12 protein-coding genes are annotated in these 15,553 nt (G+C 62.6%); 1 reads left to right on the top strand and 11 read right to left on the bottom strand.

The genetic code is table 11. The features are described 5' to 3' along the window. Nucleotides 1–123 precede the first annotated feature (123 nt). The 5 genes from H2LOC_RS17025 to H2LOC_RS17005 all read right to left on the bottom strand — a co-directional run bounded on the left by H2LOC_RS17025 (nt 124) and on the right by H2LOC_RS17005 (nt 8,060). Nucleotides 124–1,086: a patatin-like phospholipase family protein gene (locus H2LOC_RS17025; protein WP_154331699.1), complete on the bottom strand. Its 963-nt coding sequence runs from the start codon at nt 1,084–1,086 to the stop codon at nt 124–126. An 86-nt stretch (nt 1,087–1,172) separates the two neighbouring features. Then, complete coding sequence (locus H2LOC_RS17020; protein WP_246206870.1) at nt 1,173–3,722, bottom strand: PAS domain S-box protein; 2,550 nt, start codon at nt 3,720–3,722, stop codon at nt 1,173–1,175. 166 nt (nt 3,723–3,888) lie between these two features. Further along, the gene (locus tag H2LOC_RS17015; RefSeq protein WP_343040034.1) at nt 3,889–7,050 is read right to left on the bottom strand and encodes an NAD-glutamate dehydrogenase domain-containing protein; all 3,162 of its coding nucleotides are present in this window, start codon (nt 7,048–7,050) and stop codon (nt 3,889–3,891) included. A gap of 229 nt (nt 7,051–7,279) precedes the next feature. Then, nucleotides 7,280–7,714: an ATP-binding protein gene (locus tag H2LOC_RS17010; RefSeq protein ID WP_136497495.1), complete on the bottom strand. Its 435-nt coding sequence runs from the start codon at nt 7,712–7,714 to the stop codon at nt 7,280–7,282. A 13-nt stretch (nt 7,715–7,727) separates the two neighbouring features. Continuing rightward, nucleotides 7,728–8,060 carry an STAS domain-containing protein gene (locus tag H2LOC_RS17005; protein WP_136497496.1) on the bottom strand — a complete coding sequence of 111 codons (333 nt, stop codon included), beginning with the start codon at nt 8,058–8,060 and terminating at the stop codon, nt 7,728–7,730. 314 nt (nt 8,061–8,374) lie between these two features. On the opposite strand from H2LOC_RS17005, the gene H2LOC_RS17000 reads away from it, so the two are divergent. After that, a complete protein-coding gene (locus H2LOC_RS17000; protein ID WP_136497497.1) occupies nt 8,375–8,737 on the top strand; it encodes a copper resistance CopC family protein in 363 nt (120 codons plus the stop codon). Between the two features lie 6 nt (nt 8,738–8,743). Here the strand turns inward: H2LOC_RS17000 and H2LOC_RS16995 are convergent, their stop codons facing one another. From H2LOC_RS16995 to H2LOC_RS16970, 6 genes are all read right to left on the bottom strand, one after another. Then, a complete protein-coding gene (locus H2LOC_RS16995) occupies nt 8,744–9,853 on the bottom strand; it encodes a dihydrolipoamide acetyltransferase family protein (RefSeq protein WP_136497498.1) in 1,110 nt (369 codons plus the stop codon). Continuing rightward, complete coding sequence (locus H2LOC_RS16990) at nt 9,850–10,830, bottom strand: alpha-ketoacid dehydrogenase subunit beta (protein WP_136497499.1); 981 nt, start codon at nt 10,828–10,830, stop codon at nt 9,850–9,852. The genes H2LOC_RS16995 and H2LOC_RS16990 overlap by 4 nt, the downstream gene beginning before the upstream one ends. Further along, nucleotides 10,823–11,905 (bottom strand): pyruvate dehydrogenase (acetyl-transferring) E1 component subunit alpha, encoded by a 1,083-nt coding sequence (pdhA, locus tag H2LOC_RS16985; protein ID WP_202620486.1) that lies wholly within the window; start codon nt 11,903–11,905, stop codon nt 10,823–10,825. The genes H2LOC_RS16990 and pdhA overlap by 8 nt, the downstream gene beginning before the upstream one ends. Nucleotides 11,906–12,060: 155 nt before the next feature. Next, entirely contained in the window at nt 12,061–13,239 is a 1,179-nt protein-coding gene (locus tag H2LOC_RS16980) for an acetyl-CoA C-acyltransferase (RefSeq protein WP_136497500.1), read from the bottom strand. 43 nt (nt 13,240–13,282) lie between these two features. Further along, nucleotides 13,283–14,353 carry an enoyl-CoA hydratase/isomerase family protein gene (locus tag H2LOC_RS16975; RefSeq protein WP_136497501.1) on the bottom strand — a complete coding sequence of 357 codons (1,071 nt, stop codon included), beginning with the start codon at nt 14,351–14,353 and terminating at the stop codon, nt 13,283–13,285. Next, complete coding sequence (locus H2LOC_RS16970) at nt 14,350–15,549, bottom strand: acyl-CoA dehydrogenase family protein (RefSeq protein WP_136497502.1); 1,200 nt, start codon at nt 15,547–15,549, stop codon at nt 14,350–14,352. The genes H2LOC_RS16975 and H2LOC_RS16970 overlap by 4 nt, the downstream gene beginning before the upstream one ends. Between the last annotated feature and the right edge of the window lie 4 nt (nt 15,550–15,553).

The raw sequence follows: 15,553 nt of genomic DNA, 5'->3' as shown, positions 1-15,553 counted from the left end.
GCAAATGGGCTTGGAGCGCATTCCGCAAAAGTTGGCGGACTTTTGCGACAATAATGCGCTCCAAAATATTGATTTAGCGCGATTCCTTATCGCTCGAACGATTCCGTTCGAGCGGAAAGCGCGCTAGCGACGAACAGCCAGCCCCATGACTTCCATGGCGTCCTGCAATTCGGCTTTTTTTATCTCCACCGCGCGCTCTCCTTCCCGGATCGCTTCCTCAGCCCGCTCGAACTCGAGAAGCCCGATATGGCCGACCCGCGGCGTGATATGCACGTCCGGCGGATCGCCGGCCAAGCGTGAACGGGTGAGACGATCCTGCATGATGCTGAGCGACGTCGTCATGACGCCGAAAATATTGGGCCGGTCTCCCTCCTGGCCGAACATCCCCCTGGTCAGGGTTTCGGGCAAGGGTCCTTCCGGCATCATCCCCCGAGCCTCCAGCAGCGAAGAGGGATCGAAGCCGAGCGCGACCGGCGCCGGCGCGGCGGCGCGGCGGGATTTTCCCAATATGTCGGTGTTGAGGTTGATCGCGATGACGAGATCGGCGCCGAGCGCGCGGCAGGCCGATACCGGCAGCGGATCGACGAGCGCGCCATCCGCGAGCCAGCGTTTTTCGATTTCGATGGGGGGAAACAATCCCGGCAAGGAAAAAGACGCGCGCACCGCCTCCGCGAGGTCGCCCCGCTGCAACCATATCTCATGGCCCGTCACCAGATCGGTGGCCACGGCGACAAAGGGAAGATAAAGCTCCTCGATGCGCAACGGACCCAGCACCCGCCGCAGCTCCGCCTCCAATTTTGCGCCCTTGATGACGCCGCCGCGCCCGAGATTGAGATCGAGATAGCTGATCACCTTGCGCCTGCTGAGCGCCAGCGCCCATTTCTCCAGCGCGTCCAATTGCCGGGCGAGATAGCATCCGCCGACCAGCGCGCCCGCGGAACAGCCGGCGATCAAATCGAAAGGCACGCCGAGACGCGACAAGGCGCGAATGGCGCCGATATGGGCCCATCCTCTTGCAACGCCGCTGCTGAGAACAAGGCCGACCTTGCGGCGTCCCAGCGCGCTGATCGAACTCTCGAGCGACATGTTTCCCGCTCCTGCCCGCAGAGGTTATGGGCGCCTCGCATCCAATTCATCCGGCGCGCCGGGGGCGGCTCCCGAGTCTGAGCCCGTCAGCGAACCTTCATCGCCACAATAGCGAGATCATCCTCCAGCGACCGGTTTTCGCAAAAGGCGTAAACGTCGTCGAGCAGGTTTTGGATGAGTTTTTCGGGCGGCAGCGTCCGCGAAGCTTTCAGCGCTTCGCACAATCGCTCCAGGCCGAAAAACTCGCCTGCTCCGTTTTGCGCTTCGGTCACGCCGTCGGTGTAAAGCAACACGAGGTCGCCCTTCGAGAGCTGGACCTTCTTCTCCTCGAAATCGGTCCGCGGCCGCACGCCCATGATCAAACCATCTGCGTCCAGCAGGACGCAATCCGTCTGGTCGCGCTTGAGTAACAGCGCCCAGTTATGGCCGGCGTTGGCGTAGGTCAGGACGCGGCTGGCGGGATCGAGCTTCATATAGAACATCGTAATGAACAATTCCGACCGGTTCAGGTCTTCGTAAAGCAGCTCCGCGAGATCCTGCAGGATTTGCGCGGGACCGGTGGAAGCCTCCGTCATTTTTCGGGCTTCGGCCCGGAGCGTGCTGCGCACCACCGTCATGATAAGGGCGGCCCCGACGCTATGGCCGGAGACGTCGGCGATGACGACGTCGGCCGAGTCGGAACTGTAAAAGAAATCGAAGTAATCTCCACCGACCTGTCCCGCCGGAACGCAAATGCCGGCGAATTCCGCCTGGGGAACGCGCAAGGGAGCCCCCGGCAGAAGCGAAAGCTGTATGCCCTTGGCGATCTCCAGCTCATGCCGACTTTCGTCGGCCCTGCGGCGCTCGGTGACGTCGGTGTAGATGCCGACATGGTGCGATACTTTGCCGTTCTCTTCCATGACCGGAGAGATCAACAGCTCGCACCAGAAGGGCTGTCCGTTCTTGCGATAATATCTGAGGTCGACCGTGCAATCGCGGCCTGCGGCTATCGCCTGGCTGATCTGGTCCAGCGTGCCCGGATCGGTCTCCGGGCCGCGCAGCAGCTTCAGGCTCTTCCCCAGCAGTTCTTCTCGCGAGTAGCCGGTCATGATGCAGAGGGCCGGGTTCACGTAAATATTGGGATTGCCTTCCTTCTGCCCGTCGCTGATGGCGACGCCGACATGCACGCTCTCGATGGCGCGGTCGCGCAATCGCAACGCGTCCTCGAACGCCTTGTGCTCGGTGATGTCGTGATCGACCCCGCGCCATTTCGCGAGGCGTCCGGCGTCGTCGAGAATGGGGGCGCCGCTCGATTCGGTGTAGACGTCCTTGCCGTTCCTGTGACGATATCGGTTGACGAGGCGGTAGAACGGCCGGAAATCCTCCTTGGAATGGATCGAGGGCGCGGAAACCTCCTCCCGCTCGGCGATCTGCAGATCCGTGTAGCACCTGCCGATGATCTCGCTCGGCGAATAGCCCAGAATTTTCCTCACCGCGGCGCTGCTATAGACATAACGGCCATCGGGGTCCTGCTCCCAAAGCCATTCTCCCGTCAGCTGGGCGACATGACGGAACCTCGCCTCGCTTTCCTTCAAGGCTTCCCTGTCCAGCTTTTCCTGGGTTATGTCCTGCTGAATCGCAAGATAATGGGAGATCTCGCCGCGGGCGTTCTTCATGGGCGTTACGGTTTCCTTGGCCCAATAAAGCTCGCCGTTCTTCCTCCTGTCCTGGATTTCCCCGCTCCATTCGCGGCCGCCGGCGATCGCCCTCCACAAGCGGCGATATTGATGGCTCGCGGTATGCTGCGAACGAAGCACCCGGGGGTTTCTCCCGACGACCTCTTCTGCGGCGTAACCGGTCAGCTGTGTGAAACTTTCGTTCACATATTCGATCAGACCTTCCCTGGAGGCGATGATCACCGCGACTGGGCTTTGGTCCATCGCGGCGGACAGGGTCAGAAGCTTTTCTTCCGCCTGTTTTCGATTGGTGAGGTCATGGGTGACGCCGACGAAATGGCGTACGCCGCCGAGCCATAATTCCCCGATGGAAAGATAGATCGGAAAATTCGAGCCGTCCTTGCGCCGGCCGACCACTTCCCTGCCGATCCCGATGATGCGTTTGACGCCGGTCTCCACATAGGAGGAAAGGTAAGCGTCATGCGCCTCCCGGAACGGAGAGGGCATCAGCATCCTGACATTGCGGCCGTGGACTTCGCTCCGACCATAGCCGAACATTTTCTCGGCGCCGGAGCTGAACAACTGAATCTCGCCGGCCTCGCTTATGATGATGATCCCGTCCGGGATCGGGTCGAAAACGGCGCCGAGCTTTTCCTTGATTTCGCCGATAGCCGCCGGGGCGCCCGGTTGAAGCCCTTCGGCGCGCAATTCCACCAGCACGCGCTCGGCGTCGAGGTCGCGAAAGCGGCAGAAGACCACGGCGAGGCCCGGGCCTTTTCCGCGCAATACGAGCCTGTTCCAGGCCCGCTCATGGAGTCCGGCGTCCGGACCCCGCTCCACGAGGGACTCGAATTTGCGGCCGAGGAGTTCGGCTTCCTCGTAACCCAGCATATGCGCGGCCGTCTTGCTGGCGAGCTTGACCGCGTGAGTCCTGTCCAGAAGAAGAATGCCTTCTTCCAGGCAATCCAGGACTGACTGCAATAGCGATCCTTCGTCCAATACGCGAGGCTCTTTGGTCGCCACATTGACACCGCGAGGGCCGAAATCGAACTTCATGCAATGGTTCTAGCGCGCGCCGACGAACTCTCCAGCCTGGTTGCGAAGCGATTTCTCCGCGGCCGGACGAGTTCGTCCGGCGAGCAGCGCTTTAAGGTTCCGCACGATGGGCTCGACGCGCCTCGACCGCAGCGCCGCAGGCGTCCGCGAACAGCTCCAGTTCGGCCGCGAGAGTCGCGAAAGGCTCGAACCCGACCGGCGGAGAATCCTGAAGCTCGCTCAGCAGGCGCTGGAATCTGGCCAGCCTCGAATCGAGATCGAGGCCATGGAAAAACGCCGCCGGATCTCGCATCCTGGCTCCCAGCGCCAGAGCGACCAGGCGCCCGGCTCCCGAGCGGAACTGATCGTCGAGCGCGCCTTGCAAACGACGCTCCCACAGGTTCCTTGGGCGTAATTCGAGCATGAGCGTCCCGACATGCCGAAGCCCCAGAAAGCGGACCAGCTCGTCGAACGCTCTCGCGACCGCCGCAATGTTCTCGCCCGAGCGCCGCGACAGATCGACCAGGATCGGGAAATCGCGCAAGCGATTCAGGAACAGGAGCCGCGAGGCCTCCGGCGCGGCCGAGGAGAGAAGCGAGAACTCAGCGCTCTCTCCGAGATAGGCCATGTAGGCGGTCAAATCCGTCCGCCAGCCTGCGATCGATTGCTGCGCCGGGGTGAGGCGACGCCCATGTTCCCAGGCCCAGCGTGTCAGAAAGGCCAAGGCCCCTTCCAGCTGCAAGAGCAGTTCATACTGGCGATCCGGCGGCAGCTTGCCGTCGAGACCGCGAATAGCCTCGCGCCAGCGGTCGCCCTGGAGAATGCGATCGAACGCGAGGTAGAGTCCGATCGCGTCCTTGATGCGCACGGAATCAAACTCGTCGACGCCGACCAGAAACGCCGCTCCGGCCCGATCGATCAGCCTGTTGCAAATAACGGTGACGGCAATGTCCCTGCCGAGAGGATGATCCTTGAGCCTGTCGCCCTGGCGGAGCCTGACGCGCGCGGGAAAATAATCTCCAAGGAAGGCGTATATCCACTCGTCCTCGGGAATCCCCGCGGTTTCCAGCAGGGTTCGCTTGAGCGCGAGCTTGGCGTAGGCCATCAGCACCGCGAGTTCGGGCCGCGTCAATCCCGCGGCGCCGCGCGCCAAAGCCTCCTTGCGGGAAGGGAAAGACTCGACCGAACGGTCGAGAAGATCGAGCCGTTCCAGTTCGTCCGCGAGATCGAGGAACGGAGCCATGTCCTCGGCGCAGCGTTTCCGCTCCAGCGAGAGAGAAAGGCTCTGGGAGTAGCAATTATCCAGAACCTGGCTGCAAACCTCGTCACCGACCTCGCCCAGGATGCGGTTCCGCTCCTCCTCGTCCATGCCGCCGCCCAGCTCCGCATGCGCGAACAATATCTTCAGGTTCACTTCATGGTCGGAGAGATCGACGCCGGCGGAATTGTCGACCGCGTCGGTGTTTATATGTCCGCCTCCGAGGGCGTATTCTATCCGCGCCTTTTGCGAGAACCCGAGATTGGCGCCTTCTCCGACGACCTTGGCTCTGATGCGGGCGGCGTCGATGCGGGCGGAATCATTGGCCCGATCGCCTATGGTCTCGTCGGTCTCGGACGTCGCTTTGACATAGGTGCCTATTCCGCCCATCCACAGCAGATCCACAGGCGCGGAAAGAAGAAGACGCACGAGTTCTTCTCCATCGACCGACCGCGCCCGCACGCCGAGCCAGCGGCGAACCTCGGCGCCGATTTCTATGTCCTTGGCGCTCCGCCTGAATACGCCTCCTCCCGGCGAAATCAGCGCGGCGTTGTAGTCTGCCCATGTCGAACCCGGAGTTTCGAAAAGCCTCTTGCGTTCGGCGAAGGATGCGCGCCCGTCCGGGCTGGGATCGAGGAAAATAAATTCCGCGTTGAATGCTCCGAGGAGCCGGAGGTTCGACGTCCGCAACATGCCGTTTCCGAATACGTCTCCCTCCATCCCGCCGACCCCGACCACCGTGACGGCTTGAACGTCGGGGTCGACTCCCAGCTCCCTGAAATGCCGCCTGACGCAGACCCATGCGCCGCGCGCCGTGATCCCGAGACGCTTGTGATGAAAGCCGTGCGAACCGCCGGTCGCAAAACTGTCGCCCAGCCAATAGTCGTATTCCCGGGATATTTCATTGGCCCGGTCCGAAAAGCCGGCTGTGCCTTTGTCGGCCGCAACCACGAGATAAGGATCGTCATCGTCATAGGCGACCACCTTCGGCGGGCGCAGGACCTCGTTTCCGCGGATATTGTCGGTCAAATCCAGAAGCGCGGCGATGAACGAGGAATAGGCCGCGAGAACCAGAGCGGGGTCGTTTTCCTGTCCGACCGGCGGACGCTTGACGACGAAGCCTCCCTTCGCCCCCTGCGGCACGATCAGCGCGTTCTTCATCATCTGCGTACGCATCAGGCCGAGTATCTCCTGCCGGAAATCGTCGGACCTGTCGGACCATCTTATGCCGCCGCGCGCCACCCGGGCGCCGCGCAGATGCGCGCCCTCGATCAGACGGCTGTGCACGTAAATCTCTACGAGAGGCCGCGGCGTCGCCATATTGATGACGCCGAGGCTATTGATCTTGAACGAAAACGCAGGCTCCGGCGCGTCGAGGCGAAGAAAGAAGTTGGTGCGCAGAGTGGCGTCGATTAGATTGAAAATATCGCGAAGGATGCGATCCGCGGCGATGTCGGCTACCCTTTCGAGCGCTTCGATCAATTCGATCCGAACCCGCGTCAAGGCTTCGGTTTCCCGTCTTTCGGCATCTCCGAAATCCGGATCTGGATTGAAGCGGGCTTCGAAATACCGGCGCAGGAGAATTGCGATGCGGCGGTTCGATATCAGCGCCTCATGCACGCGCACGCGCTCGAACCGATTGTCGATCTGCAGATAATAATTGCAATAGGCGCGAAGAGCCTCCACCATCTTCCAGTCGACGCCCGCAAGCGTAATCAGCGCATTCAACGGATCGTCCTCGATCTTGTCGGCGAACAACTTGCGCAAGGCCTCCAGCACCAGCTTCTTGTTGCGCTGCAGGCACGAGGGGCCGTCGTCGACCGGGGTCACGGAAAAGACCCGGATGTAAAGCTCCCGGCCGTCCGCATCGACCTTGAACTGCACCTGATCTGACACGCTCAGGCCCATGTTGCGCAGGGGCGGCATGATGTTGCAGAGATCGCGGTAATGCGCGCTGTAAAGCAAAAGCCGATGGCGCCGCCGCGGGTCGGAGGCGTCGGGCGCGCGCAGATCCACACAATCCACTCCTCTGCGCACCGCGGCGTCGAGGTTGAAAACGTCTCGAAGAGCGTCGCGCGGTCGAAACAGTGCGCGATAGACCGGCGAAAACCCTTTTTCATAGGATGTCGAAAGCCGCTCGAGACCAAATCTCGGCGCCGCGCGGTCAAGAAGGGATCGAAGGTCGCTTTCCCAGGACATGTGTTCGTTTGCGAGAAAAATGGAACATATCGGCCGACGCCGGGGCTCAGCCCAGTCTCTTTCTCATTTCAAGCACATTGCCGCAGTCGGTTTTTCGGTACTCGACCTTGTCCATCAGCGTCCTGATGAAAAATATGCCCCGGCCGCGCTCCTTCAACTCATTTGCGTCCGGGCTGGGCACGGCGCCCATATCGAATCCCTTTCCGTAATCGTACACCCTCACACAGAGATCCTTGTTCTCTATGGAGATGAGTATCCTCACCGTATTGTGCGAACCGCCCACGCAGGAATATTGAATGGCGTTGGTGACGGCCTCCGTCACGACCAGATTGAGGTGATAGGCGAGAGCGTCGGGGTCCGGACATTCTCCGCTGAGTTCTCTGGCGATCTCTTCCGCGATGGCTCCGACCAGTCGCAGATAGCGCGTCTGATTCGGAACGACGATGTCCAAATTCAAAATGGTCTCGGCCGAGTCGCACATGCGTTTCTCCGCATCAATTCTCGAGCGCCTCGCGCAGACCCGGATAGATCTCGAAAACCCTCTGCAGCCGCGTCAGCTCGAACATCGCCATGACTCTCGGCTGCAAGCCGGAGAGCGCAAAGCCGGTGGATCTCTGCATCGCGTTCTTGTGCCCGGAGAGCAGCGCTCCCAATCCGGAGCTGTCGATGAATTGCACGTCCTGCAGATCGACGATTATGTTGCGGCCTCCCTCCTCGAACGACTTCAGTATTCTGTCTTTCAGCTCCGCGGAATTATGAGCGTCCAGACGAGCGTCCTTCAGGCTGAGGACGGTTTTCCCGTCATGTTGTTCGGTAAGTATCTTCATTGTCAGGCCTCGGGAGCGCCCCCTGCCGCACTATCTCGTTCGGGTCCGTATATCCCTTTGACATAGGGCGCGTACGGAGCAGAAAAAGACGTCTCGACGATGGCGGAGGCGATGGCGGGAAACAAACCGCTGGCGCGTTGATTGCCGACCGGTGCGGTCGCTCTAAATCCTGCTCTTCAAGAGGTTGGAGCGTGTTCCCAAAAAGTGCGAAGCGGTTTTTGGCGAAGAACATGCTCCGTCAATGAGATTTGGAGCGCGTTCGGCTGCGTTTAAACCAGACGCGCTCCAGCGACAGTCTGGCGTGGAGGTTTGTCATGAAACCCCTGTCCCTGCTTCAGTCCGCAACGCTGGCGGCGAGTCTGCTCGCAGCAAACGCGCCGCTCGCATCGGCGCACGGCTATGTGGTCGAGTCCTTCCCTCAGAAGAAGGCGCATCTCAAGACGCCGCCCCGTCAGATAAGGCTGCGCTTCTCGATCAGGGCCGACGCTCTCTATTCCACCCTCTCTCTCGAAGGCGACGACGGCGCCGTCATCGCCAGCAAGACGCAACAGGTCGCTTCGCAGGATCTGCAGATGCCGGCTCCCGATCTCGCGCCGGGCCATTATCTGCTTCGATATCGCATTTTATCGCCCGACGGCGATCTCGTCGGCGGCAAGATCGACTTCCATGTCGACTGAGCAGGACTACTCGGTTCCGGACAGATCGGCCATCGCTGCGGCCAGGAACCTGGCGGCTTCGCCGCCGGTCACGACGCGATGATCGAATGTAAGGCTGAGCGGTAGCGTTCTGCGCACCATGGGAGCGCCGCCGAACGCCACAACCTCGGCCCGAACGCGGCCGGCGCCGAGTATGGCGACGGTGGGCGGGAGAACCACCGGAGCGGCGTATCTGCCTGCGATGGTTCCAAAGTTGGACAATGTGATGGTCGCGCCCCTCAGCTCATGCGGAGCGATGGAGCGCGCGGCCATGTCGGCGCGCATGCGGTTCAACCCCTCGCGCAGATCGGCGGGCGAGCGCGCGCCGATATCCCGAAGGACGGGAACGAAGAGCCCTTCCGGCGAGTCCGTCGCCACGCCGAGGTCGATCCTGCGCAGCACCCGCCGTCCGAAAGACTGGCTCTCGTACCAGGCGTTGAGAGCGGGCTCCGCCCGGCAGCCCGCGACAAGCGCGCGGATCAAGCGCAGAGTGATGTCGGTTCCCTGCGGCCAATTCTCTATGTCGGCGTCGTCCATTACCGTCGCCGCCACGACCTCCGCATGCGCCAGAGCCATATTTTGCGCCATGGCGCGCCGAACGCCGCGCAAGGGCTCGAGCGGCTCGGCCTCGCTCAATATGCGGGCCACACGCTGCACATCCAAGGCGGTAATCACCCCGTCGGGGCCGGAAGGCGTGACGATGTTCAACTCGACCCCGAGCTTATGCGCCAGCGCCCGAACGGCGGGAGCGGCGCGCACCCCGCCGCCGCCGCCGTGGCTCGGAGCGGAAACGGTTTCGCGCAGGACAGCGGCTCCTACGGCGACGGCGCCGACGACGGAAGCGCTTTCGTTCTCTTCGCTCGAAGCGCTTTCAAAGCCCACCAGAGGCGCGTCGATATGTACGATGTCGCCCGGATTTGCAAAGAGCCGCTCGATTCGTCCCGCCTGCGGCGAAGGAATCTCGACCACCGCCTTTGCGGTTTCGACAGCGACGAGCGGCTGGTCCGCGGCGACGGTCTGCCCCGCCTCCACCCGCCATTCGACCAGCTCGGCTTCCTGCAAGCCTTCGCCGAGATCCGGGAGCCTGAAGATCTTCATGAGTTCTCCATGACGGTCCTGACCGCCGATGCGATGCGCTCGACGCTCGGCATGAATTGTTTCTCCAGCCGCGAGAGCGGCACGACCACGTCGTAGCCCGCGACGCGGGAAATCGGCGCGAGCAGGGAATAAATCGCCTGTTCGCAAATGCGGGCGGCGATCTCCGCGCCGAAGCCTCCCGTTTTCGGCGCCTCATGCACGATGACGCAGCGGCCGGTCTTCTGGACCGAGCGCAGGATGGTCTCGAAGTCGAGCGGCTTGAGAGTCGCGACGTCGATGAGTTCTGCGTAGATTCCTTCCCTGGCGAGCGCATCGGCGGCCGCAGTCGCCTCATGGGTCGCAGCGCCCCAGGAAACCAGCGTTGCGTCCTTCCCCTCTCGCAGGACAAAACACGTATCGAGCGGGAGCGCTTCGCCGTCGTCCGCAAATTCTTCGCGGAACAGGCGGTAGAGCCGCGTCGGCTCGAGAAAGACGACCGGGTCGGGATCGCGGATGGAGGCCAGCAGCAGGCCATAGGCCCGCGCCGGAGAGGAGGGAATCACGACGCGCACGCCCGGAATATGCGCGAACATCGCCTCCGGGCTTTCCGAGTGGTGTTCGGGCGCGTGTATTCCGGCGCCGCAGGGTGAGCGCAGCACCAGCGGGCAAGTCAGCCTTCCGCAGGTGCGATTGCGCAGGCGCGAGGCGTGGTTCACGATCTGATCGATCGTGGGATAGATGAATCCGGAGAACTGAATTTCCGCGACGGGCTTCAGACCCATGGCGGCCATGCCGACAGCCGCTCCTGCGATGGCGCCTTCGGCGAGCGGCGTGTCGAGCACCCGATCGCCGCCAAAACGCGACAGCAGGCCATTGGTGGCGCGAAACACGCCGCCATTGACGCCGACGTCCTCGCCGAGAACGATCACATCCTCGTCGCGCTCCATCTCGTGAGTCAACGCTCTGTTGACCGCTTCGACCAGGGTCAGTTCAGCCATGCCCGTTTCTCCGCACGGGATCGAAACGTCGGGCTTCCTCGAGCTGATCCTTCATCGACGCGGGGAGACTATGAAACAGATAGTCGAACATCGCTTCGCAGCCTCTCGGCGGCGTCGAGGCATAGGTCGCGACGGCCTCCTCCACCTCTCTCGCGCATCGTCTTTGCAAGGCGTCTTCTTTTTCCTTGTCCCAAAGCCTCTTGCCTGCGAGGAAAGCGCGCAAACGTCCGATCGGCTCCCTGGTCCAGGCTTCCTTCACTTCGTCCGGACTGCGGTAGCGCGTGGCGTCGTCGGCAGTGGTGTGATCTCCGAGACGATAGCTGACGGCTTCGATCAGGGTCGGGCCGTCGCCCTCTCTCGCCTTCTCCAAAGCCTGCTGCGCCGCTTTATAGACCGAGAGAACATCGTTGCCGTCGATCTGTCTTCCCTCCACGCCGGCGCCGAAGGCCTTTTGCGCAAGAGTCTCGGCCGCGCATTCGCGCGCGCGCGGCGTTGAAATGGCCCATCCGTTGTTGTTGATGACGATGACGACCGGAGCCTTCCAGACGCCGGCCATATTGAGGGCTTCGTAGAAAGCGCCATTGCCGGTTCCGCCGTCGCCGATGAAACAGACCACGGCGCGTTTCTCTTTGCGAAGCCGGAAAGCGTAAGCCGCTCCCACCGCATGAGCGACCTGGGTTGCGACCGGCACGCAATTGGGAAAATCCCGTCGGGCGTTTTTGAAGTCGCTGCCGCGCTCGTCGCCGCCCCAATAGAGAAGAATCTCCGCCATTGTGACGCCGCGAAGCAGTTGTGCGGCATGATCGCGATAGGATGGAACGAGAAGGTCGTCCGGATGCATGGCGTAAGCCGTTCCGACTCCGATCGCTTCCTGCCCCAGCGCGGAGGCGAATGTTCCGAGCTGCCCGGTGCGCTGCAATGCGACAGCCTTTGCGTCGAAGACTCTCGTTCTCGTCATCGCCTGGTATAGCGACCGCAGAACATCGGCGTTCCAGCCGGCTTCTTCCGCCGCTTCGCGCAGCTCGCCCGAAGGAGAGAGAAGCTGCAGGTAATCGATCCGAAAACCAACGCTCATAGACTCCACCGACAGAGGCGGCGACCGCGCTGCATCTGAAACTGGAGGTAGCGCGACAGCAGGCGAAGTCACTGCCTCTCGCATGAAATATTAGCCTCCCGCGACCTTCCCGCGGCGACGCCGCGCCGCGCCGCACGCTTGCAAGACGCTGCGCGTCACGTCATGCGCTCGACCGCCACCGCCGTCGCTTCGCCTCCTCCGATGCAGAGAGCCGCGATTCCTCTTTTCAGATCATATTTGCTCAGCGCTGCGATCAGCGTCGCCATGATCCTGGCGCCGGACGCCCCGATGGGATGGCCGAGCGCGCAGGCCCCGCCATGGACATTGACCTTGTCGTGAGGGATGGCGAGATCCTGCATAGCGACCAGCGGCACGACGGCGAAAGCTTCGTTTATCTCGAACAGATCGACGTCCTTGATCTGCCAGCCGGCCTTCTGCATCAGCTTTCTTATCGCCTCGACAGGGGCGACGGGAAACCGTCCCGGCGGGCCGGCATGGGTAGCATGAGCGACCATGGCGGCGAGAGGCTCGAGATGAAGCCGCTCCGCTTCGCCGGCGTCGGCGAGCGCAAGCGCGGCGGCTCCGTCCGAAATCGAGCTGGAGCTTGCGGCTGTTATGGAGCCGTCCGGCTTGAAGATCGGCTTCAGCTCCGAGAGCTCGGCGGTTCGCCTGCGCAACAGACTCTCATCCAGCGTTATCTCGGTTCCACACTCGGAAACGGGGGCGATCTCCTTGCTGAACGAACCGTCTCTCATCGCGCTCAGCGCTCGCGCCTGCGACGCCGAGGCGTAATTGTCCTGTTTCTGTCGGGTGATCTGATAGGCGCTGGCGCAGTCCTCCGCGATGGAGCCCATCAAGCGCCCCTTCTCATAGGCGTCCTCCAGGCCGTCGCAGAACATATGATCGGTTATCGCGCCGTGACCCATGCGGTAGCCCGCCCTTGCGCCACCCAGTAGATAGGGCGCGTTGCTCATGCTCTCCATGCCGCCTGCTATTGTTATCCTCGCGCTTCCGGCGCGAAGCGCGTCATGAGCGAGCATGACGGCCTTCATGCCGGATCCGCACATCTTGTTGACGGTCACGCAGCCGGTCGCGTCCGGCACTCCGGCGCCGAGGGCCGCCTGCCGCGCCGGAGCCTGGCCGAGACCGGCAGAGAGCACGCATCCCATCAGAACTTCGTCGATCGATTCGGGCGGAACCTTGCTTCGCTCGATCACGCCTCCGATCGCAGCGGCTCCCAACCGCGGCGCCGGCGTCGATTTGAATTGGCCGAGGAAGGCTCCGATCGGGGTGCGAACGGCACCGAGAATGACGACGGGAAAGGATTCGACCACCAGAGCTTCTCCTTGATTTAACGGTGCGCCCCTTTAGATCGGACTATGATCGGCGTTGCGCCGGCCAGTGCTTGAACGCCGGTTCTTCGAGCGATGAAGGCTCGAACATCGGCGCGACCGCCTCCCAAGGAACCTCCGCCAGCGAAGCCGGCCGCCAGAGAGGCTTATGGTCCTTGTCTATGATCGCGGCGCGTATCCCTTCGAAAAGGTCGTGCGAGTCGAGCAGACGACAGGCGACGCGAAATTCATCGAGAAGACACGCCTCCAGAGAAGCTGCCCGCGCCCCACGCCCGATCAGCCCGTGAGTAAGGCGCAGGCTGGTTGGGGGCTTTCGGGCGAATTCAGCGACGGCTTGCCGCGCAAACGGCGAGGCGTCTGCGCCGAAAGCCGCGATGATGTCCTCTACGCTTTTCTGCGCCGTCGCGGCTTCGATCGAGGCCTCGTGCAATTCGAGCGCGCCGCGCTCAGGCTTCATCGCGGCTTCCGCAAGGAGGCCGCCGATCTCGTTTTCGTCCTCGATCGCTTCGAGCCGCCGGGCGAGGCCGGGGAGCCTGCGCGTTTCGACCATGACGTCGGCGAGGCCGACGCGAATGGCGTCGCCTGCGTTGGCCGCCGCGCCCGAAAGCGCCATGTAAAGGCCGAGCGCGCCGGCGCGACCGAGCAGCCACGAGGCGCCGACGTCCGGTATGAAGCCGATGCCGGTCTCGGGCATGGCGATATGGCTGCGCTCGGTCGCGATCCTGTATCGGCCATGGGCGGATATTCCGACGCCGCCGCCCATCACGAGGCCGTCCATCACGACGATATAGGGCTTGGGACAGGAAGCGATGCGCGCGTTCAGCTCATATTCCTCCTTCCAGAAGGAAGCGAAGGAATGGCGCTCCCCGGGGCCGAGTTCATAGAGCCTGCGAATGTCGCCTCCCGCGCATAGGCCGCGCTCGCCTTCGCCTGCAACGAAAATGGCGCAGATGTCTTCATCGAAGACGAAGTCGTCGAGCGCTGCGGAAAAGCGCCGCACCATGTCGAGGTTGATACTGTTGAGCGCTTTGGGGCGATTGAGGCGGATCGATCCCAGCCGGCCGGCGCGCGAAACGACAAGCTGCTCCTCGTTCATTCGCCCGCCTCGCGCAGAGCGACGCCGGTTTCTTTCTTGCGTGACAGGCCCATGGTTTCGCGCGCTATGATGATCCGCATGATTTCATTGGCGCCTTCGAGAATCTGGTGCACGCGGAGATCGCGCACGATCTTTTCGATTCCGTAATCGCAGAGATAGCCGTAGCCGCCGTGCAGTTGCAGCGCCTCGTTGGCGGCAGAAAAGCCGGCGTCGGTGGCGACCCGCTTCGCCATGGCGCATAGCGTCCTCGCCTCTGCGGCGCGCGCGTCGAGGGCGCTCGCCGCGCGCCACAGCAGCGCACGCGCCGCCTCGAGATCGGTGGCCATGTCGGCGATACGAAATTGCAGCGCCTGAAAACTGTTCAATTTACGACCGAAAGCTCTGCGTTCGTCGAGATAGCGCAGCGTTTTATCCAACGCGGACCGTCCGCCGCCGAGAGAGCAGGCGCCGATATTGAGCCTCCCGCCGTCCAGCGCCGCCATCGCAATTCCAAAGCCCTGGCCTTCCCGCCCGAGCAGATTTTCGACCGGCACCCGGCAGTTTTCGAAGCACACCGCGCGAGTCGGCTGGGCGTTCCAGCCCATCTTGCGCTCGAGCGCGCCGAGTCGCAGACCTTGCGCCGCGCCGTCGACGAGGATCGCCGAGACGCCTGCATGCGCTCCGTCCCCGGTTCGCACCATGACGATGTAAAGATGCTCCTTTCCTCCAGCGCCGGCGCCGGAAATGAACTGCTTTTCTCCGTTCACAATAAAAACTTCGCCGCGTCTTTCCGCTCTGGTGCGAAGCGCGGCCGCGTCGGATCCGCTTCCGGGCTCGGACAGGCAATAGCTGGACAGGACTTTCATCGAGGCGAGCGCCGGCAGCCATGATCGACGGTGGGAATCGGAGCCATAGGCGTCCACCATCCAGGCGCACATATTATGAACCGAAAGATATGCGGCTATGCTCGGGCATCCGGTCGCGAGGGCCTCGAAAAGAATTACAGAGTCGAGGCGCGAAAGGCCGGTTCCGCCAAAATCCTCGCGGACGTTCATCGCCGCCATCCCGAGGGACGCCGCCGCGCGCAGCGTCTCGATCGGGAAGTGTTTCTCCCGGTCCCACTCCAGCGCATGAGGGGCGATTTCCTCGCGCGCGAAGCTCGAGGCCATGTCGCGCATCGCCGCCTGTTCCGCGCTCAATCCGAAAGGAGAAGCCATCTAC

The organism is Methylocystis heyeri (genome assembly GCF_004802635.2).
Classification (GTDB): Bacteria; Pseudomonadota; Alphaproteobacteria; order Rhizobiales; family Beijerinckiaceae; genus Methylocystis; species Methylocystis heyeri.
Note: the sequence above shows the minus strand (reverse complement) of the source record. Positions and strands in the feature narration are given on the sequence as shown.

What these genes read in the sequence shown, in the direction of transcription:
- H2LOC_RS17010 (WP_136497495.1), bottom strand. Translation starts at nt 7,714, where the DNA reads ATGTGCGACTCGGCCGAGACCATTTTGAATTTGGACATCGTCGTTCCG.
- H2LOC_RS17005 (WP_136497496.1), bottom strand. Translation starts at nt 8,060, where the DNA reads ATGAAGATACTTACCGAACAACATGACGGGAAAACCGTCCTCAGCCTG.
- H2LOC_RS17000 (WP_136497497.1), top strand. Translation starts at nt 8,375, where the DNA reads ATGAAACCCCTGTCCCTGCTTCAGTCCGCAACGCTGGCGGCGAGTCTG.
- H2LOC_RS16970 (WP_136497502.1), bottom strand. Translation starts at nt 15,549, where the DNA reads ATGGCTTCTCCTTTCGGATTGAGCGCGGAACAGGCGGCGATGCGCGAC.
- H2LOC_RS16995 (WP_136497498.1), bottom strand. Translation starts at nt 9,853, where the DNA reads ATGAAGATCTTCAGGCTCCCGGATCTCGGCGAAGGCTTGCAGGAAGCC.
- H2LOC_RS16990 (WP_136497499.1), bottom strand. Translation starts at nt 10,830, where the DNA reads ATGGCTGAACTGACCCTGGTCGAAGCGGTCAACAGAGCGTTGACTCAC.
- H2LOC_RS17025 (WP_154331699.1), bottom strand. Translation starts at nt 1,086, where the DNA reads ATGTCGCTCGAGAGTTCGATCAGCGCGCTGGGACGCCGCAAGGTCGGC.
- H2LOC_RS16975 (WP_136497501.1), bottom strand. Translation starts at nt 14,353, where the DNA reads ATGAACGAGGAGCAGCTTGTCGTTTCGCGCGCCGGCCGGCTGGGATCG.
- pdhA (WP_202620486.1), bottom strand. Translation starts at nt 11,905, where the DNA reads ATGAGCGTTGGTTTTCGGATCGATTACCTGCAGCTTCTCTCTCCTTCG.